Genomic DNA, 17,892 nt, shown 5'->3' with positions numbered 1-17,892 from the left:
GGGGGTTCGCTCACACGAACGCGGTGGGGATGATTCCCGCGTCGAGGAGTGCGGCCCGCACCAGGGCGGCGGACGCCACCGCGCCCGGGGTGTCCCCGTGCAGGCAGATCGATTCGACCGGGCAGGGGACGACAGTGCCGTCGACCGCGACCACGGTCCGCTCGGTGGCCATCCGGACGGCCCGCTCGGCCACCCGCTCGGGGTCGGTGACCAGCGCGCCGAGGGCGGTGCGGGGCACCAGCGTGCCGTTGGGCAGGTAGCCCCGGTCGGCGAAGCCCTCGGCGACCACCCGGATGCCCGCCCCGGTGGCGAGCTGGGCGAGCACCGAGCCGGGCGCGCAGAGCACCGGCAGCTCGTGGTCGTAGTCGTTGATCGCGGCGACCAGCGCGGCGGCCTGCGACTCGTCGGCCGCCGCCGCGTGGTAGAGCGCGCCGTGCGGCTTGAGGTACCGGACCCGGATGCGGAACGCCCGGCAGAACGCGTCGAGCGCGCCGAGCTGGTAGGTCACCTCGTCGCGCAGGTCGGCGAAGGCGTACGCGATGTGCCGGCGGCCGAAGCCGGCGAGGTCGCGGTAGCCGACCTGGGCGCCGACGGTGACCCCGCGTTCGGCGGCGGCGGCGCAGACCCGGCGCATGGTGGACGGGTCGCCGCCGTGGAAGCCGCAGGCGACGTTGGCCGAGGTGATCAGGTCCAGCAGCGCCTCGTCGTCGCCGAGCCGCCAGATGCCGAATCCCTCGCCGAGGTCAGCGTTGAGGTCCATGGAACCTGACCGTAGTACCTGGGCGGGCCTGCGCGAGTCCGGTCGCGTCGTCCACCACCCCGACGACCGGGTAGCCGCCGGTGGTCGGATGGTCGGCGAGGAAGATCAGCGGCTGGCCGTCGGGGGGCACCTGCACCGCGCCCAGCACGATGCCCTCGCTGGGCAGCTCCCCGGCCACCGCGCGGGGCAGCGGTGCGCCGACCAGTCGCGCGCCGACCCGGTTGCTGACCGTGCTCACCGTGTACGCCGTGTCGTACAGCAGGTCGAACGCGGCAGCGGTGAACCAGTCGTCCCGGGGGCCGGGTCGCAGCCCGAGGAGCAGCTCGACCGGGGCGGGGTGGCCGACGGTGCCGTCCACCGGCGCGGGGTCGCCGGCCGCGGCGCCGAGCGGCAGGGTGTCGCCGTCGCGCAGCGGGGGCGGGCCGAGGCCGGAGAGGGTGTCGGTGGACCGGCTGCCGAGCACCGGTGCGACGGCGATCCCGCCGGCCACCGCGAGCCAGCTCCGTAGCCCGGTGCGGGCCGGGCCGACCCGCACGACCGCCCCGGCCGGGACCGCGAGGGGCCGGCCGACGTCGCCGGGCCGGTCGCCGACCCGGACGTCGACGTCCGCGCCGGCGATCGCGACCGTGCCGGCCCGGGTCAGCCGCAGTGTGCAGCCGGTCAGGGTGATCTCCAGGCCGGCGGCGGCCTCCGGGTTGCCGACGAGGCGGTTGGCCAGCCGCAGCGCCGCCGGGTCGAGCGCACCGGACCGGGGCACGCCGAGGTGCGCCCAGCCGGGCCGACCCTGGTCCTGCACGGTGGTGAGCGCGCCGGCCCGGAGCACCTCGATCCGGCCGACCGGATCGTCGGCGACCGGGGCGGCCGGGCGGGCGGTCACCCGGCCACCAGGCGGACCCGGGTGCCCGGGGTGAGCCGGGCCGGCGGGTCGGCGCGTACGTCGAACAGGGGCAGGTCGGTCCGACCGACCAGCAGCCAGCCGCCGGGCGACGCGCCGGGGTAGATCCCGGCGTACGGGCCGGCCAGGGCGACCGAGCCGGCCGGCACCCGGGCCCGGGGCGTCGGCAGCCGGGGTACGGCCCATTCCGCCGGCAGCCCGGTCAGGTACGCGAAGCCGGGCGCGAACCCGCAGAAGGCGACCCGGAACTCGGTGCCGGCGAGCCGGGCGACCACCTCGGGCACGTCCACCCCCCAGTGGCCGGCGACGGCGGGCAGGTCCGCACCGTCGTACCCGACGGGGACCTCGACCTCGTCGGTGGGCGCGGCGGCGTCGGCGGGTCGGGGCGTCCAGCCGGCGACGAGTGCGGCGGCCCGGGCCGGGTCGGGCACCCCGTCGAGCAGCACGGTACTGGCCGCCGGGACGATCTCGACGGCGGTCAGCTCGCCGGCTGCCCGGCGGCGCCACAGCTCGGCGCGCCAAGCCTCGACCTGGTCGGGGCCGTCGCAGTCGAGCAGCAGGGCGTTCGTGCCGACGGGTCGGATCCGCATCCCGTCATGATTGCCGATTCGGCAAACGGCCAGGGGCGTCCGGCCCCTCGATCTCGTGACCCGGGACACTACTTGCAGGTAACCTACGGTGCCGTAACCTAATGGCGTGACGACCTCCGCCCCGCTTCGACTCAAGCCGGTCGACATCGGAAAGCCCCGGATGCGGGGCTGGCTGCACACCTACGCGTTCTTCAGCGCGCTCGTCTGCGGCATCGTGCTCTGTTCCGTCGCGGCCGGACGGCCCGGCTGGGCTCCGCTGGTGAGCTGCCTGATCTACAGCCTGACCGTGTGCGGGCTCTTCGGCACCAGCGCGCTCTACCACCGCCGGGTGTGGTCGGAACGCGGGTACCAGATCATGCGCCGGATGGACCACTCGATGATCTTCGTGTTCATCGCCGGCACGTACACACCGTTCTGCGTCCTGTTGCTGGACACCCGGCACGCGACCACCATGCTCGCCCTGGTCTGGGGCGGCGCGCTGGGCGGGGTGGCGGTGAAACTGATCTGGCCGCACGCCCCGCGCTGGGTCTCCGCCCCGCTCTACCTGGCGCTCGGTTGGGTTGCGGTGGCGATGCTGCCGCAGATCCTGCACTCCGGCGGGGTGACCGCGCTGGTGCTGCTCGCCGTCGGCGGCGCGATCTACAGCGTCGGCGCGGTCTTCTACGCGCTGCGCCGCCCGAACCCGTGGCCCACCGTCTTCGGCCACCACGAGTTCTTCCACGCCTGCACCCTGGTGGCCGCGGTCTGCCACCACATCGCGATCTACTTCGCCCTGTTCGCCTGAGGGCCGCACGGGGGCCGCACCTGCCCGCACACGCCGAGGGCCCCGCACCGTTGCGGGGCCCCGGGGTTCTCGGGTGGTCGCCAGCCGGGCCGGCAGGCTGTTTTCGGCCGTCGGCATGCGGTCGTCGGGCCGGCTGGTCAGACCGTCCGGCTCGGGCGGCGCACCTCGCGGTACTCCTGCACCACCGGCTCGCCCTGCACCGGTACGACCCGGTCGGCCACGACCCGGTTCTCCCGCACCGGGGTGGCCACCACGGTGCGCCGGCCCCGGTTCCAGAAGTAGAGGGTGGTGAGCAGGCTGACGACCCCGGCGAACATCAGCACCCAGCCGACGACGCCGACGTTGAGCCACCCCAGGTCGGCCTGCACGGCGAACGCGAAGATCGCACCCAGTGCGATGAGGAAGATGCTGGCACCGATGCCCATTTTGTCGCCTCCTTGGCTGTCAGCTGGCGCTTCTACCCGCCGCGGCCATCGTGAGGTTGCGGCACCCATCGACATACCCCGGCACTCCGCCCGCCAATCCGGCAAGCTGGGGCCATGACGGACGCCGGGGGTACGGAACGGACGCTGGTGCTGCTGAGGCACGCCAAGGCGGAACCGCCGGGCGACGGCGGGGACGTCGATCGGCAGCTGACCGCGCGGGGGCGCGCCGACGCCGCCGCTGCCGGCGCCTGGCTGGCCCGGCACGGCCTACTGCCCGACGTGGTGTTCTGTTCGCCCGCGAGACGCACCCGGGAAACCTGGCATGGGGTGGCGCTGGGCATGACCGGCTCGCCGGACGAGACCGGGCCCGCCGGCGCCTCCCCGGCGGTGCGCTACGAACCCGGCGTGTACGAGGCAGGCCCGGTGGAGTTGCTGGCCCTGATCCGGTCGGCACCGCCGGAGGCGACGACGGTGCTGCTGGTCGCCCACAATCCGGGTGTCTCGCTGCTCTCGGCGCTCCTCGACCCGGATCGGGCGGACCAGCAGGGCATGCGTACCGCCGACCTCGTGGTGCACCGCACCCGGCTCCGCTGGGCCGACCTGCGCCACGCCGACATCACCGCCCGCCACACCGCACGGGGCTGAGCCCGAGGCGGGTACGCGTGGCAGGGGCCCCGGTGCGACCAGGGCCCCTGCTCACGGGCTTACTCAGGACGGCGGCGCCGTAGGCGGAGGCGGGTCGGGCGGAGGCGGCATCATCGCGGTCGGATGCGACAGCCGGTTCTCCTCCACGATCAAGGTGCGCGCCCGCTTGCGCCGGTCCTGCCAGAACCAGAGCGTGGTGAGCAGTACGGCCAACCCGGCCAGGATGAACACCCAGCCGACCGCGCGCAGGTCCACCCACCAGACGTTCGCCCGGAGGGCGAAGGTCAGGATCGCGCCGATGGCGATCAGAAAGATTCCGCTACCAATGCCCATGTGCGCTGCACCCCCACGTGCGGTGGCTCTGGGCGTTCACTGACGACGTCCGCGCCCCGGTTACCCGCCCGCGCCGCCAACTACCCGGTGCAGACACCTCGATAGAGCCCCGAACCCCTCCGAACCAGAAGCGCCGGCACTTTCCCGGAATCTGTGGCCTCCCGGCGCGGGACAGCCCTCATTCCGTGAAAGTGCCGGCGCAGACCCGGCGGGTGGGGGCGCGCGGGGCGCCCCGGGAGGATTGGGGTTAGAAGGACTCCTCCGGGAGGTCCATCACGTCCAGGTCGGTGTTCTCGATGATCCGCCGGTCGGCACCGAGGCGGGGCAGCACCTCGCGGGCGAAGAACTTCGCGGCGGAGACCTTGCCGGTGTAGAACGCCTTGTCGGTGGCGGACAGTTCGCCGTTCAGGGCGCGCAGGGCCACGTCGGCCTGCCGCTGGAGCAGCCAGCCGACGACCAGGTCGCCGATCGCCAGCAGGAACCGCCGGCTGCTCAGGCCGACCTTGTAGAGCGCCCGGGAGTCGCCGGCCTGCGCCTCGCCCAGCCAGCCGGTGAGCACGCCGAGCATGCTCTGGATCTCGGCGAGCGCCTTGCCGAGCGACTGCCGCTCCTGCTTGAGCTGGCCGTTGCCGCCCTCGGAGGTGATGAACTCCTGGATCTCGGCGGCCACCGTCATCAGGGCCTTGCCGTTGTCCCGGACGATCTTCCGGAAGATCAGGTCGAGGCTCTGGATCGCCGTGGTGCCCTCGTACAGGGTGTCGATCTTCGAGTCCCGGACGTACTGCTCCAGCGGGTAGTCCTCGAGGAAGCCGGAGCCGCCGAAGGTCTGGAGCGACTCGTGGCCGAGCATCTCGTACGCCCGCTCCGAGCCAACGCCCTTGACCAGCGGCAGCAGCAGGTCGTTGACCCGCTTGGCGATCTTCGTCGCCTTCTCGTCGCCGGCCGCCTCGGCGATGGCGACCTGGTCCTGCCACGTGGCGGTGTAGCAGACCAGGGCACGCAGGCCCTCGGCGTACGACTTCTGAAGCATCAGCGAGCGGCGCACGTCCGGGTGGTGGGTGATGGTGACCCGGGGCGCGGTCTTGTCGGCCTGCTGGATCAGGTCGGCGCCCTGCACCCGGTTCTTCGCGTACTCCAGGGCGTTGAGGTAGCCCGTGGAGAGGGTGGCGATCGCCTTGGTGCCGACCATCATCCGGGCGTACTCGATGATCATGAACATCTGCCGGATGCCGTCGTGCTTGTCGCCCAGCAGCCAGCCCTTCGCCGGCACGCCGTGCTCGCCGAAGGTCATCTCGCAGGTGTTGGAGACCCTGATCCCCATCTTGTGCTCGACGTTGGTGGCGTAGACGCCGTTGCGCTCGCCCAGCTCGCCGGTGTTCTCGTCGAAGTGGTACTTCGGGACGACGAACAGCGACAGCCCCTTGGTGCCCGGGCCGCCGGCGCCCTCGACGCCGACCGGACGGGCCAGCACGTAGTGCACGATGTTGTCGCTCAGGTCGTGCTCGCCGGAGGTGATGAAGCGCTTCACGCCCTCGATGTGCCACGAGCCGTCCGGCTGCTGGACGGCGCGGGCGCGACCGGCGCCGACGTCCGAGCCCGCGTCCGGCTCGGTGAGCACCATGGTGGAGCCCCACTGCTTCTCGACGAAGAGCTTGGCCCACTTCTGCTGCTGCTCGTTGCCCTCGACGTACACCACGTGCGCGAAGGAGGGGCCGGAGGAGTACATCCAGACCGGGGCGTTCGCGCCGAGCACCAACTCGGCGAGCGACCACCACAGGGCGCGGGGGGCGTTGGTGCCGCCGAGGGCCGGCGGGAGGTCCAGCCGCCAGAACTCCGAGTCCATGAACGCCTGGTACGACTTCTTGAACGACTCCGGCAGCGGTGCGGTGTGCGTGGCCGGGTCGAAGACCGGCGGGTTCCGGTCACTGTCCGTGTAGCTGGCGGCCAGATCCTCGCGGGCGAGGCGGTCCACCTCGGCGAGGAAGCTGCGCGCGGTGTCGACGTCGAGATCCGAGTACGGCTCCTGGCCGAACGCCCGGTCCGCCCCGAAGACCTCGAACAGGTTGAACTCGAGGTCCCGCAGGTTGCTCTTGTAGTGGGTCATGCTCGCTGGCCCCGCTTCCGGACAGGTATTACCGATCAGTAACCCCGACTGTATTACTCGTCGGTAGGCAGCGACAAGCCGGCCGCGGAAGTGACAGCGATTACACACCCGCGTTCCGGCACTCGCCGGGCCACCGAATCAGCAGGCCAGCGGCCATCGGGCCGCCACCGCCCGGCGCCGAGTGACGAAATCGTGCCCAATCCTGGAATCAGTGGCCTCAGCCGTGCCACGACACCACATTCTCCAGGAAACAGCACGATTCCCGACACGGAGCAGCTCCGTCGGCCCGCAGCGGCACCGACGTCAGCCCTCGGCGGCGCCGACCTCCCAGCTCGGCACCGGGGCGGTCACCGCGCTGCTCGGGCCCGCGTACTCCATCAGGACCAGGGCGATGTCGTCGTCGAGCCGGCCGTGCACCCACTCGACCAGGGCGGTCTCCAGTGAGGCCAGCCCGTCGCCGACCGTGCCGTGGCCGAGCAGCCGCCAGGCCCGGTCGGCGGTCGGGAAGAACTCGCCGTCCCGGCGGGCCTCGCCGAGGCCGTCGGTGAACAGCAGCAGGCGGTCGCCCGGCTCCAGCCGCTCGACCCGGGGCCGGACGACCGGCATGAAGCCCAGCGGCGGGGCGGGCGCCGGCGGTTCGAGGGGGATCACCGCGCCCCGGCGCAGCAGCAGCGGTGCCGGATGGCCGCAGTTGACGATGGTGAGCGTCCCACCCCGCTCCTCGACCAGCGCGGCGGTGACGAAGTCCTCGTCGCCGACGTTGCGGGCCACCGCCCGGTCCAGGTCGGCCACCACGGCCCGCAGGTCGGCCCGCTCGTAGGCCACGTGCCGGTACGAGCCGAGCACGATGCTGGCCAGCCGGACGGCGTCCAGCCCCTTGCCCCGGACGTCACCGATGATCATGCGCACGCCGTACGGGGTGTCGATCGCCTCGTACAGGTCGCCGCCGATCTCGGCGGTGGCGGTGGACGAGATGTAGCGCCCGGCCACCGCCAGTGTGCCCACCTGCGGGCCGAGCGGACGCAGCACCGCCTGCTGGGCCACCGTCGCCAGCTTGGACAGCTCGGCGATCTGCTCGGCCTGCCGCTCCCGGGCACCGGCCACCGCCCCCGCGATGGCGGTGGCCAGCGCGATGCCGGCCACGTTGACCGCAGTCACCAGCGACGTCGTCGGCTCCACCAGGGCGAAGGTCGACCCGATCGCGGTGGCGACGGCGCCCACCCCGAGCACCACCCGCCAGGAGGCGAGCGCGGCGGCGAGGAAGGGCGCGGCGACCATCAGGGCGATGTAGTGCGCCGTACGCCCGTCCGCCAACTCCACCCCGGAGATGATCGCGAGCAGGGCGAGGGCCGCGCCGAGGCCGGCGCGGGATCCGGGGGTCAGCGGGCCGCGGCCCGACTGGAAGGCATGCGTGCGTACGAGGGACAGCATGCCTGATCGACGTGGGCCGGTGAATGAGCCTGGCCCGTCGTCCGAGGATGTTCTGCCCGGCCGGTCCGGAGTGCCGGACCGACGGGGGACGGATGCCTCGCCCACCGCAGGGGCCGCCGCGTCAGCCCAGGACCTCGTATTTCACCGTGAGCGCACCGACGTCGACGGAGGTGATGGTGGCGAATGCGGCCCGGGACAGGTCGATGCAGCGGCCCTCGATGAACGGGCCACGATCGTTGATCCGCACGGTGACCGACTTGCCGTTCGCCGGGTTGGTCACCCGGACCCTGGTGTCGAACGGCAGGGTCTTGTGCGCGGCGGTCAGCTCGTCGGGGTTGAAGGTCTCCCCGTTGGCCGTGAGCTGGCCCTCGTCGTAGAAGGACGCGCCGCAGGAGCCGCTGTCGACGACGGTGCTGGCCGGGGCCGGCTTCTTGGTCGTGGCGGCCGGCTTCGGCGCGGCGGTGCGGGCCTTGCTCCGCGACGCGGCCTGGGTCCGGGTCGCCTTCGGGCTGGCGGTGACCGTGGGCGAAGGTCCGGCGCTGGGCGGCAGGCTCGCGCTCGGCGACGCCGAGGGTGAGGGTGGCACGGCGGGGCTGCTCACCGTGGCGTCGGCGAGGGCCGGCGCGGAGTCCGCCGGTTCGCCGGAGGCGAGCTGGACGGCGCCGACGGTCCCACCGACGGCGAGCGCGACGCCGACCGCCGCGGTGGCCGCGATGCCGGCCGGCGAGGAGAACATGCGGGTACGGGAGTGCCTACCAGCCACCGGGCCCGTCCTTTCGTCGTCGCTGAACAAACCGGCCCGGACCGTAACGAGAGAAGCACTTCCGAAGTCAACGTGATCATGGTGCTATGAACGCATTTGCTCGCATACGTGTAGCCGATCATCCGAGGCGAGGTGGCCCGCTCGGCCCCGGACCCGGCCGGCCCCGGACCCGGCCGGCGCGGCGCGGCTCGCGGGGATGTCGCAGGATGGGCGGCATGCCCGCTGAGCTGAGCGAACGCCTCGTCGAGCTGTTCCGGTGGATCGATCCCGGCCCGGGAAGCACCCACCTGGTCAGCGACGTCTCCGGCTGGTGGCGGGACCCGGCCGTTCTGGCGGAACTCGGGCCGGCCCTGGTCGCGCCGTTCCGGGCTGCCCGGCCGACCGTGGTGCTCGCCCCGGCCGTCACCGGGCTGCTGCTCGGCCCGCTCGCCGCCACCGCGCTCGGGGTGGGCTTCGTGCCGGCGCACAAGGCCGGGGACGGGCGGCTGCCCGCCGGGGCGACCACCTGGGCGCAGAGCCCGCCCGACTTCCGGGGCCGCCGGGTCGAGCTCGGCGTCCGGGACCGGCACCTGGGCCCCGGGGACCGGGTGCTGGTGGTCGACGACTGGGTGGCCACCGGTGCCCAGCTCCACGCCCTGTACGAGATCTGCGCGACCCGGGGGGCCGAGGCCCTCGGCACGTCCGCGGTGGTCGTCGACTGCCCGCCCGCCCTCGCCACCGAGCTGCGGGTACGCGGCCTGCTCGACGCCGCCCGGCTGGGCTGAGCGGCGACTATTGACCTGAAGCGAGGTTGAAGTCGGACGATCCGTGCATGGACGACGGAATCCTGGACGAGGCGTACCGGCGGCTGCACCGGACCGGCCCCGAGTACGAGGGCTGGCTGTCCAACCACGGGCCGATGGCGGCGGAGGCGCTGGCCCGGCACGGGCACGGGGACCGGGTGCACCGATGGCTGGACGGCTACCTGCGCCGGCTGGACGAGCTGCCGCGCGGCCTCCGGCCGATCGACGACTGGCGGGTGGCGCTCGGCGACCCGAAACGGGCCGGTGACTGGCTCGTGCACTTCGACCGGGAGCTGCGTGAGCGCCCCTGGCGGGAGGTGCTCGGCACCTGGTGGCCCCGGCTGCTGCCGGGCATCGCGGCCGGCGCCACCCACGGCGTCATCCGGGTGGGGCACGCCGTGCGGGCGCTGCGCGCCGACGAGACCGGACCGGACCGCCTCGCGGAGCTCGGCCAGGCGCTCGGCTACTGGGCGGCCCGCTGGCAGCCGGTGCCGGGCGCGGTCCCGCCGACGACCCCATCGGACGGGCCGCACGAGGCCCGCGAGGTCCGCACCGGCCGGGCCGGCCCGGCCGACACGCGGGCCGGTCGACTTGGTACGGCCACGGGCGGAAGTGACCCGGGCGACACGTGGGCCGACCGGATCGGGGTGGACGCCGCGCTGGCCGGGCTGCCCCGGATCGCCGACCGCACCGGCGGCCTCCGGGAGCGGCTGGGGCGGCTGCCCGACGTACCGGGCTGGGAGTCCTCGCTAGCGGCACTACGCCCCGCGCGGACCCCGGCCGAGGCCGAGCGGGGGCTCGCCGAACTGGTACGCCAGGCATGCCTGAACTACCTCCGGTACGGGCACGCGGAGCCCGTCATGCTGGTGCACACGGTGACCGCGCCGACGGCTGTGCTGCGTACCCTGCCGGCGCTGGACTCCGGGCTCTGGGCGCCGAGCCTCGCAGCGGCCTGGTCCGCGACGGCGGCGGTGACCGCCGTGTACGCCTCCCGGGCCTGCGTGGCGTCCCCTGCCGTGGCCCCCGGCACCCCTGCGGAGGTCTTCGCCCGGGCTGCCCGGCACGGCGACGCGCACGTGGTGAAGCTCGCCGACGCGGTGTTCGACGCGTACGCGGCGACCGGCGACGAACGGGTGCTGACCTCGGCCGGGTACGCCGGGCAGCTCATCTGAGCGGTGGGCGGCGGGCCCGCGTAGCCTCGGCAGGATGTGGCCTCGCATCGGTGAACTGCGCTCCCTCTCCCTCGGCACCCCCGGCGAGCTGCGGGCCCGGCTCAACGCACTGGTGCTCGCCGAGGTCAAGACGGCGACCGCCGGCCTGATCGGCGAGTACGCCGAGGAAGGCGAGGCACTCGAGCGGGCCGGCGAGCGGCTGGCCCTCGTGGACGACCACGACGCGCTGGTCGGGGTCGTCGAGGTGACCGGCGTCGAGGTGGTCCGCTTCGCCGACGTCCCCTGGGACTTCGCCCGCTCGGAAGGGGAGGGCGACCGGTCCATCGAGGAGTGGCGGGCCGGTCACGCCGCCTACTGGGCCCGGGTCGGCACCCCCGTCACCGACGAGACCCAGGTCGTCTGCATCCGGTTCCGGCTCGTCTCGACCGAGGGCGGCACCGCCACCTGAGGTGCACGGGAGGCCCCTGCCGACGCTCCGCGCCGAGGCGACCGCCGCCCGGGAGGCTCAGCGGTCGCGGAGCGGTCCTCCGAGTGCCGCCGAGAGCACGTGTGCCGGCTCATCAGTCGGCGGCCACCACTATGACTTCCTCCCCCTCGCCGAACGGCGGCTCGAAGCTCTGGAGGTAGCGGTCCAGCAGTTCGTCGGTGATCGGAAAGGCGGCGTTGGCGTCGAAGCGCTCAGCTCGCGTATGAAGGCGCTGCCGTAGCAGCGTCGGCTCGGCCTTGAGGTAGACGAGACGCCAGCAGCCCCCGGCTTGCTCGATCAGCTCCTTGTAGGCCTGCCGTCGCGAGCGCTGCCAGAAGCTGGAGTCGATGACGACGTCGCGACGCTGTGCCACGAGTGAGAGCAACCGCTCCCGCAGAGCCTGCCTCGCGACTTCGGTGTGCTCCTCGTACCGGTCGGGCTCGTAGTCGACCCCGTAGCGACCGAAGCGCTGCCATATCTCCTCATCGACGGACAGGCGGACGTAGCCTTTGGTCTCGAGGTCTTTGGCGTACGTCGTCTTGCCCGAGCCGGCCAACCCGCACATCAGGACCACCTCAGGCTGCTCGGGGAGCCGTGCTTCGTCCGCTCTCATGGACGCCAGGGTGGCGGACAGGGCCGGAATCGTCACCCGCAATTCGGCATGACAGGACGTTTCGTCGGCGGGACCTGTCCGCCCCGCCAAGACGTTCATGAGGACGGGCGGTCAGGCGGGACGGTCAGCCGGGGCGAGGCGGCGCAGCTCGGGCAGCAGGCGGGTGGCCGCGTCCACCAGGACGGCCTCGTCGCCCGCGTACCAGCTGCTGGCCCGCGGCCAGTGCGTGACCACGTCGGTGAAGCCCAGCGCGGCGGCCCGCCCGACCTGCTGGGCGAAGAGGTCCGCGCTGCTCAGCGAGAAGACCGGGGCGGAGTCGAGGGAGAGGTAGCGGTCCAGCGTGGCCGGGTCGCGGCCGGCCTCGGCCAGCGTCCGGTCCATCCCGGCGGCGAGGTCGGACACGGTCCCCCACCACGCCTCCAGGTCGTCGCCACCCGTACCGGTGGTCACCCAACCCTCCCCGAACCGGGCCACCAGCCGCATCGAACGGGGACCGTTGGCGGCCATCACGAACGGCACCCGGGGACGCTGCACGCAGCCGGGATTGCTCCGGGCGTCCACGGCGGCGAACCACTCGCCGCGCCACGTCGTCCCGTCCTCCCGCAGGATCAGGTCGAGCAGCTCGGCGAACTCGGCGAGCCGGTCGACGCGCTGGCGCGGCGGCAGCATCTCGCCGCCCAGCACGGCCGAGTCGAAGCCGATGCCACCCGCGCCGAGACCGAGCAGGAACCGGCCGGCGGAGACGTCGTCGAGGGCGGTGATCTGCCGGGCGAACGTCGCCGGGTGCCGGAAGTTGGGCGAGGCGACCAGGGTGCCGAGCCGGATCCGGGAGGTCACCGTCGCGGCGGCGGTCAGCGTCGTCATCGAGTCGAACCACGGCCCGTCGATGAGGTCCCGCCAGCCCAGGTGGTCGTACGTCCAGGCGTGGTCGAAGCCCCACTCCTCCGCCTGCCGCCACCGGCGCTGCGAGTCCGACCAGCGCTGGTCCGGGAGGATCACGATGCCAATCCGCATGATCGCCAGCGTACGACCTGCCGAGGGTTACCGACCCGCTCGCCGCCCGGCGCCTTCCCTCGTTCCCGGCACGTCCCCGGGCTCAGCCGGACGCCGCACCCCGGCTCAGGCCGGCGGGCGAGGCTCAGGCCGGCGGGCGTGCCGCCGTGTCCGTCGCTGCCCGGACGAACTCACGGACCCGGGCCGTCGTGTTGCTTTCCAACCAGACCGGCCCGCGCCGGATCGGCGGGGCGTCGCTGATCGGCACGTACGCGACGTCCGGGCGCGGGTAGTAGCGCCGGGTGTGCTCGCCGACCGGCAGGACGCCCCGGCCCAGCGCCACCAGGGTCAGCAGCTCGGAGAACGTGTTTCCCGTCGGGCCCTTCGGCACCGGCCGCCCCGACGGGGTGCGCTCGGGGGTGCGGTCCCGCTTGAGCTCCGCCGAGGTCACCGCCGGGTACTGCACCACCGGGTGCTCGGCCAGCACCTCCAGCGAGACGGACCCGGCGCGGGCCAGGGGATGTTCGGCGGCCACCGCGAGCACCCGGCCCTCCGTCAGCAGCGCCGGGCCGCACGCCATCCCGTCGAACGGGTACGAGGCCACGAGCACGTCGACCGAGCCGTCGAGCAGGCTGGCCCGGGAGGTGGCGAGTTGCGCCTCGCGTACCCGCACCTCGCAGTCGGGGTGCCGCTCGCTGAACAGGGCGACGGCCCGCAGCAGCACCGACGCCGTCCCCTCGCCGAGGAAGGCGACCCGCAGTTGCCCGGTCATCCCCCGCCCCGCCTCGGTGGCCCGGCGCACCGCCGCCTCCATCCCGCCGACCAGCGGGCGCAGGTCGTCGGCGAGGCGGCGGCCGATCGGGGTCAGGGTCACCACCCGGCTGGTACGCGCGAACAGCGGCGCGCCGATCCGCCGTTCCAGCTTCTTCACCACATGGCTGACCCGTCCGGTGGTCACCCCCAACCGCCCGCCGGTACGCCCGAAGTGCAGCTCCTCGGCCAGGGTCAGGAACGTCTCGACCTCGTACCGTTCCAGCATCCGACCCCCACCACGCGGCGACCCGGCCAACGTTCGTTGAGCCAGGGTAAACGGTCGTAGCCCGATAATGGCTTGGTCGGAGCCGCCGTCCGGTCGATCGTTGAGAGCGTCACCCGGGGCCACTGCCCCCACCCTTGACGACCACGAGGAGTACGCCATGCCCAGCGAATACCTGACCGGACTCGACGCCCCGCTGCCGGAGGTCGGGCAACGGGTGCACGCCGTCGTCGAGGCGGCCCTGCCGGAGGCGACCGGAGCGCTGTGGCACGGTCACCCCGGCTGGGGCCTCGGCGACCGGCCCGGCAGACAGCCGGTGTGCCTGCTCAAGGCCCAGTTCGGCGTACGTGACCTTCGGGGCCCTGTTCACCGACTGGCTGCGCCGGGCGCACGCGCTGGAGGTGGCGGCGTGAGCGCGGTCCGGGTGACCGGCTTCGACCACCTGGTCCTCACCGTCGCCGACGTCGAACGCTCGCTGGCCTTCTACTGCGGGACGCTCGGTCTGGAGCCGGTCCGCGTCGACCGGTGGCGGGCCGGCGAGGCGCCCTTCCCGTCGGTACGGGTCAACCCGGAGACGATCATCGACCTGGTCCGGGGCCTGAGGGGTGAATCCAATGTCGACCACTTCTGCCTGGTGGTGGCCCCGCTCGACTGGGCCGAGGTGATCGCGTCAGGTGGCCTCGACGTGGTCGAGGGGCCGGTGGGGCGGTTCGGGGCGCGGGGCAGCGCCACATCGGTCTACGTCCGGGACCCGGACGGCAACGTCGTCGAGCTGCGCTGGTACCCGCAGGACGAGCCGGCCGACGGTTATCCGGTGGATCGGGAGTCCGCCGGCCCCTAGGTTCACCGGGGTGGGTGATGACATCGGGGCGGAGATCCGGCTCGCGGACGCAGCGGTGATCGCGCGTACGACACCTCCGCTGGACTCCGAAGGGATGACGGCCCGGACCGACTGGCAGGCGTGGCACGAGCCCTACGCCGACGAGGAATCGCCCCTGTCGCGCCGGCTGCACCTCGTGCGGCGGGAGATCGCCGCGTGGCTGGACGAGCGCCCCGACGAGAGGCTGACGGTGGTCAGCGCCTGCGCGGGCCAGGGGCACGACCTCGTCGGCGTGCTCGCCGGGCGGGCCGACGCGCACCGGGTCCACGCGACGCTGCTGGAGTACGACGCGGGCAATGTGGCCGCCGCCCGGAATGCCGCCGGCCGGGCCGGGCTCACGAACGTCACCGTCGAGCGGGCCGACGCGGGGCGGCTCTCGTCGTACGCGGGGGCGGTGCCCGCCGACCTGGTGCTCCTGGCCGGGGTCTTCGGCAACGTCAACGACCATGACGTACGCCGGACCGTGGCCGCCCTGCCGCAGCTCTGCGCGGCGGGTGCCACGGTGATCTGGACGCGGACCCGGCGCGCCCCCGACCTGACCCCGGCGCTGCGCGGCTGGCTGCGCGACGCCGGATTCGTGGAGCGGGCGTTCCACGCGCCGAAGGGTGTGCTCTTCTCCGTCGGCGTACACCGGTTCGCCAGCACGCCCCGCCTGCTGGACGCCTCCGGGGAAATGTTCACGTTCGTCCGCTAAAGCCTGCGTCGAAGTGCGCGAGGCGTACACACGTCTCCTGACAGCAGGCACCCGATCGCGGTGGTAACGCGGAGATTGGGGAGATCTTGGAAGATTTCGGCCCCTGGAGGGGCCGTTTGCTTCCAAGATCTCCCAGTTCCGGGGGCGGGAACCGCCACCGACCCGGTCAGGCGCGCAAGAGCGCGCTCGGGCGCGCAAGAGCGCGCTCGGGCGCGCCCCGGCGATGCCATCACCCCGCACCCACCGCCCGCACCGCACCGAGGTAGACCGACCTCGACACAAGCGCTAGCTGTCGGCTACCGGAGCTCGTGCACGACCTCGATCGACCCGACGATGTGGTCGTTGAACTCGTCCATCTCCTCGGCGGGCACCCACTGCGGCCAGCGCCGCCACCCGGACAGCCGGACCAGATCCAGTTCCTCCGGACCGGTCGGACGCCACAGCACCGTCGTACCGCCACCGCTGCCCATCTCGACCTCGCCACCGCTCGTCGGGCCCTACCGGTTCGAGCCCGGAGTGCCAGGACGGTACCGGGCCGCCGACGACGGGCACCACCGGTTTCGCCGTCAGACCGCATTCCGTCGGTACACGGCAGAGCGCCCGCGGCGCGGCTGGAAGCGGGTGCTCCGGGGGTACGGGGTCGTCAGGCCCGCTCGGCGATGCGGGCGACGAACGCACGCCACGCGACCGGAGCGAAGGTCAGCGCCGGGCCCGTCGGGTCCTTGCTGTCCCGCACGGCAACGACGCCAGGAAAATTGTCGGCGACCTCCACGCAAGCGCCGCCGTTGGAGCTGCTGCGGGTGCTGGTTCGCCACCGCGCGCCGGTCAGGTCGTTCATGCGCGTTCAGGCTCGCTCGGCGATGCGGGCGACGAACGCACGCCACGTCACCGGAGCGAAGGCGAGCGCCGGGCCGGCCGGGTCCTTGCTGTCCCGCACGGCAACGACACCGGGAAGATTGTCGGCGACCTCCACGCAGTTGCCGCCGCTGGTGCCACTACGGGTGGACTTCCTCCACTGTGCGCCAGTCAGGTCCATTGAGTCGCCACCTTTTTGATTAGGTCCAGGGACTGTCGCCTCGACAGCGCCTCATTCCGGATGCTCTCCCACCGCTCGAAAAGCGTATCCAGGTCCGCCGCGCGGTCCACGACATCGCCGCCGAGCTGGCTTTCGAGGTGACCCACCCAACTGCCGTCTGCCGCGTGCGCCAGCGACAGCGGACCGGACAAACCAGCATGGAAACAGACGTCCGCAGGGACGACGTGGACACTGGCATTGGGTCGCTCGGCGCAGGCTACAAGATGCAGTAGCTGCACTGACATCAGTTTTTCCGCGCCTTCGCCCACACGTCGGATCGCACCTTCGTCGACCACCACGACGAGCTGCGGCGGGTCCTCGCGAGCAAGGATGCTCTGTCGCTCGATCCGAGCCGCCACCCGGCGGTCGACTTCGTCGTCGGACAGTCGCGGGTCGAGCCGCAACACCGCACGGGCATATGCCTCGGTCTGTAGCAACCCCGGAATCAGATTCGGCTCGAAGTATCGAAGTTGTGTTGCTCTGCGCTCGGCATCCAGCCAGGGCAGGAACCAGGACGCGGCCCCGAGTTGGGTCACCATGCGTTCGAACAGACCGCCGTTGCTGAACGCGCGATCGGCCCCCTTGATGAAGTCCAACGTAAGCGCACGAGTGCCCTGCTCCACGGCGCTGACGTGGGACGCGCTAAAGCCCGCGCCTCGGCCGAAGGTCTCCTGCGTCATACCGGCTGCTCCGCGAGCACGCCTGATCTCCGCAACGATGAAGGCGGCGAGCGGACTCGGGACATCAGCCATTCAGAGCCTCCCAGAACAAAGATCTACTACTCACGCTGCCGCACCCCAGCCGGCAGTCCCGCCAGACCCGCCCGAGCAGCCGGAGCACCTTCCGAGCGTAGTGCCCTCGACAGCAGAGTGTCACAACGTGCCGCTGACGAGGAACCCGACCGTCAGCGGCGTCGAGGGGTTCGCCCAGCCTTTTGCGTACCACCCGCGGGCGAATCTCTGCCACTTCGACGGACAGGGAGCATCGTGCCGAACCGAGAAGGACGTCACCGCACCGACAACCGCCGGGGCCGGCACGCCGCGTGTCCGCCGTGGCGGGAGCGCGTGGGAAAGGACAAGCCGAAGCCCGCGCCGCCGCCGGCCCAGCCGGACCCGGTCCCGTACGACCCGCCGTTGATCGGCCCGATGATCCCGCCGCACCGGTTCCCGCCTAACGACACCGCGACGCGGGTCCTGCGACCGGCTGCGGGCGAGTTCCGCGCGCGGGGCGGGAAGCGACGCGGCAACGGTGGTCGGCCGTGTCGGTGAGGGGCTACGACAAGGTTCCACGGCAGGACGTACGGTGAGCCGCCCCCACCTGCCGATGCGCCCGGCCTGGCTCTGCCGGGTCTGCGCCGCGCAGTGGCCGTGCCCGCCGGCCCAGCTCGACCTGGCCGCCGAGTTCTACGGCCATTCGGTCGCGCTCGCCTTCTACCTGGCCACGTCGATGTA

General features: G+C 72.8%; 22 protein-coding genes. 7 read left to right on the top strand and 15 right to left on the bottom strand.

Annotated features, from left to right (window positions below; all coding sequences use genetic code 11):
- Positions 1-10: 10 nt before the first annotated feature.
- The 3 genes from ACQPZO_RS00725 to ACQPZO_RS00715 are packed head-to-tail and all read right to left on the bottom strand — an operon-like array spanning position 11 to position 2,245.
- A complete protein-coding gene (locus ACQPZO_RS00725; protein WP_433346080.1) occupies positions 11-760 on the bottom strand; it encodes a LamB/YcsF family protein in 750 nt (249 codons plus the stop codon).
- The gene (locus tag ACQPZO_RS00720; protein ID WP_433346078.1) at positions 744-1,637 is read right to left on the bottom strand and encodes a biotin-dependent carboxyltransferase family protein; all 894 of its coding nucleotides are present in this window, start codon (positions 1,635-1,637) and stop codon (positions 744-746) included. Before ACQPZO_RS00720 ends, ACQPZO_RS00725 begins: the two co-directional genes overlap by 17 nt.
- Positions 1,634-2,245 (bottom strand): 5-oxoprolinase subunit B family protein, encoded by a 612-nt coding sequence (locus ACQPZO_RS00715; protein ID WP_433346076.1) that lies wholly within the window; start codon positions 2,243-2,245, stop codon positions 1,634-1,636. Before ACQPZO_RS00715 ends, ACQPZO_RS00720 begins: the two co-directional genes overlap by 4 nt.
- 106 nt (positions 2,246-2,351) lie before the next feature.
- Between ACQPZO_RS00715 and trhA the strand changes: the two genes are divergently transcribed.
- Positions 2,352-3,029, top strand: a complete 678-nt coding sequence (gene trhA, locus ACQPZO_RS00710) for a PAQR family membrane homeostasis protein TrhA (protein ID WP_433346074.1) — start codon at positions 2,352-2,354, stop codon at positions 3,027-3,029.
- Between the two features lie 137 nt (positions 3,030-3,166).
- On the opposite strand, the gene ACQPZO_RS00705 is transcribed toward trhA, so the two are convergent.
- On the bottom strand, positions 3,167-3,454 hold the full coding sequence (locus ACQPZO_RS00705) for a DUF6458 family protein (RefSeq protein ID WP_433346072.1): 288 nt from the start codon (positions 3,452-3,454) through the stop codon (positions 3,167-3,169).
- Between the two features lie 114 nt (positions 3,455-3,568).
- Here ACQPZO_RS00705 and ACQPZO_RS00700 point away from each other — a divergent pair, with 114 nt between their 5' ends.
- Complete coding sequence (locus ACQPZO_RS00700; protein ID WP_433346070.1) at positions 3,569-4,099, top strand: SixA phosphatase family protein; 531 nt, start codon at positions 3,569-3,571, stop codon at positions 4,097-4,099.
- 63 nt (positions 4,100-4,162) lie between these two features.
- On the opposite strand, the gene ACQPZO_RS00695 is transcribed toward ACQPZO_RS00700, so the two are convergent.
- The 4 genes from ACQPZO_RS00695 to ACQPZO_RS00680 all read right to left on the bottom strand — a co-directional run bounded on the left by ACQPZO_RS00695 (position 4,163) and on the right by ACQPZO_RS00680 (position 8,730).
- Positions 4,163-4,432, bottom strand: coding sequence for a DUF6458 family protein (locus ACQPZO_RS00695; RefSeq protein WP_111212693.1), 270 nt, complete (start codon positions 4,430-4,432; stop codon positions 4,163-4,165).
- A 247-nt stretch (positions 4,433-4,679) separates the two neighbouring features.
- The gene (locus ACQPZO_RS00690) at positions 4,680-6,536 is read right to left on the bottom strand and encodes an acyl-CoA dehydrogenase (RefSeq protein ID WP_433346067.1); all 1,857 of its coding nucleotides are present in this window, start codon (positions 6,534-6,536) and stop codon (positions 4,680-4,682) included.
- Positions 6,537-6,839: 303 nt separating this feature from the next.
- Positions 6,840-7,967 (bottom strand): PP2C family protein-serine/threonine phosphatase, encoded by a 1,128-nt coding sequence (locus ACQPZO_RS00685; protein ID WP_433346065.1) that lies wholly within the window; start codon positions 7,965-7,967, stop codon positions 6,840-6,842.
- 121 nt (positions 7,968-8,088) lie between these two features.
- A complete protein-coding gene (locus ACQPZO_RS00680; protein ID WP_433346063.1) occupies positions 8,089-8,730 on the bottom strand; it encodes a septal ring lytic transglycosylase RlpA family protein in 642 nt (213 codons plus the stop codon).
- A gap of 215 nt (positions 8,731-8,945) precedes the next feature.
- On the opposite strand from ACQPZO_RS00680, the gene ACQPZO_RS00675 reads away from it, so the two are divergent.
- Genes ACQPZO_RS00675 through ACQPZO_RS00665 form a run of 3 tightly spaced genes read left to right on the top strand, consistent with a single transcriptional unit; the run spans position 8,946 to position 11,132 of the window.
- On the top strand, positions 8,946-9,494 hold the full coding sequence (locus ACQPZO_RS00675) for a phosphoribosyltransferase family protein (RefSeq protein WP_433346061.1): 549 nt from the start codon (positions 8,946-8,948) through the stop codon (positions 9,492-9,494).
- A gap of 47 nt (positions 9,495-9,541) precedes the next feature.
- Positions 9,542-10,684, top strand: coding sequence for a questin oxidase family protein (locus ACQPZO_RS00670; protein ID WP_433346058.1), 1,143 nt, complete (start codon positions 9,542-9,544; stop codon positions 10,682-10,684).
- 34 nt (positions 10,685-10,718) lie between these two features.
- Complete coding sequence (locus ACQPZO_RS00665; protein WP_433346056.1) at positions 10,719-11,132, top strand: ASCH domain-containing protein; 414 nt, start codon at positions 10,719-10,721, stop codon at positions 11,130-11,132.
- A 112-nt stretch (positions 11,133-11,244) separates the two neighbouring features.
- On the opposite strand, the gene ACQPZO_RS00660 is transcribed toward ACQPZO_RS00665, so the two are convergent.
- From ACQPZO_RS00660 to ACQPZO_RS00650, 3 genes are all read right to left on the bottom strand, one after another.
- Positions 11,245-11,763, bottom strand: coding sequence for an AAA family ATPase (locus tag ACQPZO_RS00660; RefSeq protein WP_433346054.1), 519 nt, complete (start codon positions 11,761-11,763; stop codon positions 11,245-11,247).
- Between the two features lie 111 nt (positions 11,764-11,874).
- Positions 11,875-12,777, bottom strand: a complete 903-nt coding sequence (locus ACQPZO_RS00655; RefSeq protein ID WP_433346052.1) for an LLM class flavin-dependent oxidoreductase — start codon at positions 12,775-12,777, stop codon at positions 11,875-11,877.
- Between the two features lie 124 nt (positions 12,778-12,901).
- A complete protein-coding gene (locus ACQPZO_RS00650; protein WP_433346050.1) occupies positions 12,902-13,795 on the bottom strand; it encodes a LysR family transcriptional regulator in 894 nt (297 codons plus the stop codon).
- 157 nt (positions 13,796-13,952) lie between these two features.
- On the opposite strand from ACQPZO_RS00650, the gene ACQPZO_RS00645 reads away from it, so the two are divergent.
- Positions 13,953-14,633 carry a VOC family protein gene (locus ACQPZO_RS00645; RefSeq protein ID WP_433346048.1) on the top strand — a complete coding sequence of 227 codons (681 nt, stop codon included), beginning with the start codon at positions 13,953-13,955 and terminating at the stop codon, positions 14,631-14,633.
- 10 nt (positions 14,634-14,643) lie between these two features.
- Positions 14,644-15,366, top strand: a complete 723-nt coding sequence (locus ACQPZO_RS00640; RefSeq protein ID WP_433346046.1) for an SAM-dependent methyltransferase — start codon at positions 14,644-14,646, stop codon at positions 15,364-15,366.
- A 296-nt stretch (positions 15,367-15,662) separates the two neighbouring features.
- Here ACQPZO_RS00640 and ACQPZO_RS00635 read toward each other — a convergent pair whose 3' ends face one another.
- The 4 genes from ACQPZO_RS00635 to ACQPZO_RS00620 all read right to left on the bottom strand — a co-directional run bounded on the left by ACQPZO_RS00635 (position 15,663) and on the right by ACQPZO_RS00620 (position 17,193).
- A complete protein-coding gene (locus tag ACQPZO_RS00635; protein ID WP_433346044.1) occupies positions 15,663-15,836 on the bottom strand; it encodes a hypothetical protein in 174 nt (57 codons plus the stop codon).
- Between the two features lie 173 nt (positions 15,837-16,009).
- The gene (locus tag ACQPZO_RS00630; protein WP_433346042.1) at positions 16,010-16,204 is read right to left on the bottom strand and encodes a DUF397 domain-containing protein; all 195 of its coding nucleotides are present in this window, start codon (positions 16,202-16,204) and stop codon (positions 16,010-16,012) included.
- Positions 16,205-16,210: 6 nt separating this feature from the next.
- Entirely contained in the window at positions 16,211-16,402 is a 192-nt protein-coding gene (locus ACQPZO_RS00625; RefSeq protein WP_433346039.1) for a DUF397 domain-containing protein, read from the bottom strand.
- On the bottom strand, positions 16,393-17,193 hold the full coding sequence (locus tag ACQPZO_RS00620) for a helix-turn-helix domain-containing protein (RefSeq protein ID WP_433346037.1): 801 nt from the start codon (positions 17,191-17,193) through the stop codon (positions 16,393-16,395). The genes ACQPZO_RS00625 and ACQPZO_RS00620 overlap by 10 nt, the downstream gene beginning before the upstream one ends.
- Positions 17,194-17,892 lie beyond the last annotated feature (699 nt).

Origin of the sequence: Micromonospora sp. CA-111912 (assembly GCF_050948415.1) — a bacterium.
Taxonomy (GTDB): Bacteria; Actinomycetota; Actinomycetes; order Mycobacteriales; family Micromonosporaceae; genus Micromonospora.
This window is presented reverse-complemented; position numbering and strand designations above follow the sequence as displayed.

Bases quoted from the DNA above. Each gene is read 5' to 3' on its own strand.
- ACQPZO_RS00725 (WP_433346080.1), bottom strand. From the start codon at position 760: ATGGACCTCAACGCTGACCTCGGCGAGGGATTCGGCATCTGGCGGCTC.
- ACQPZO_RS00715 (WP_433346076.1), bottom strand. From the start codon at position 2,245: ATGCGGATCCGACCCGTCGGCACGAACGCCCTGCTGCTCGACTGCGAC.
- ACQPZO_RS00705 (WP_433346072.1), bottom strand. From the start codon at position 3,454: ATGGGCATCGGTGCCAGCATCTTCCTCATCGCACTGGGTGCGATCTTC.
- ACQPZO_RS00700 (WP_433346070.1), top strand. From the start codon at position 3,569: ATGACGGACGCCGGGGGTACGGAACGGACGCTGGTGCTGCTGAGGCAC.
- ACQPZO_RS00695 (WP_111212693.1), bottom strand. From the start codon at position 4,432: ATGGGCATTGGTAGCGGAATCTTTCTGATCGCCATCGGCGCGATCCTG.
- ACQPZO_RS00690 (WP_433346067.1), bottom strand. From the start codon at position 6,536: ATGACCCACTACAAGAGCAACCTGCGGGACCTCGAGTTCAACCTGTTC.
- ACQPZO_RS00685 (WP_433346065.1), bottom strand. From the start codon at position 7,967: ATGCTGTCCCTCGTACGCACGCATGCCTTCCAGTCGGGCCGCGGCCCG.
- ACQPZO_RS00675 (WP_433346061.1), top strand. From the start codon at position 8,946: ATGCCCGCTGAGCTGAGCGAACGCCTCGTCGAGCTGTTCCGGTGGATC.
- ACQPZO_RS00670 (WP_433346058.1), top strand. From the start codon at position 9,542: ATGGACGACGGAATCCTGGACGAGGCGTACCGGCGGCTGCACCGGACC.
- ACQPZO_RS00665 (WP_433346056.1), top strand. From the start codon at position 10,719: ATGTGGCCTCGCATCGGTGAACTGCGCTCCCTCTCCCTCGGCACCCCC.
- ACQPZO_RS00660 (WP_433346054.1), bottom strand. From the start codon at position 11,763: ATGAGAGCGGACGAAGCACGGCTCCCCGAGCAGCCTGAGGTGGTCCTG.
- ACQPZO_RS00655 (WP_433346052.1), bottom strand. From the start codon at position 12,777: ATGCGGATTGGCATCGTGATCCTCCCGGACCAGCGCTGGTCGGACTCG.
- ACQPZO_RS00650 (WP_433346050.1), bottom strand. From the start codon at position 13,795: ATGCTGGAACGGTACGAGGTCGAGACGTTCCTGACCCTGGCCGAGGAG.
- ACQPZO_RS00645 (WP_433346048.1), top strand. From the start codon at position 13,953: ATGCCCAGCGAATACCTGACCGGACTCGACGCCCCGCTGCCGGAGGTC.
- ACQPZO_RS00635 (WP_433346044.1), bottom strand. From the start codon at position 15,836: ATGGGCAGCGGTGGCGGTACGACGGTGCTGTGGCGTCCGACCGGTCCG.
- ACQPZO_RS00630 (WP_433346042.1), bottom strand. From the start codon at position 16,204: ATGAACGACCTGACCGGCGCGCGGTGGCGAACCAGCACCCGCAGCAGC.
- ACQPZO_RS00625 (WP_433346039.1), bottom strand. From the start codon at position 16,402: ATGGACCTGACTGGCGCACAGTGGAGGAAGTCCACCCGTAGTGGCACC.
- ACQPZO_RS00620 (WP_433346037.1), bottom strand. From the start codon at position 17,193: ATGGCTGATGTCCCGAGTCCGCTCGCCGCCTTCATCGTTGCGGAGATC.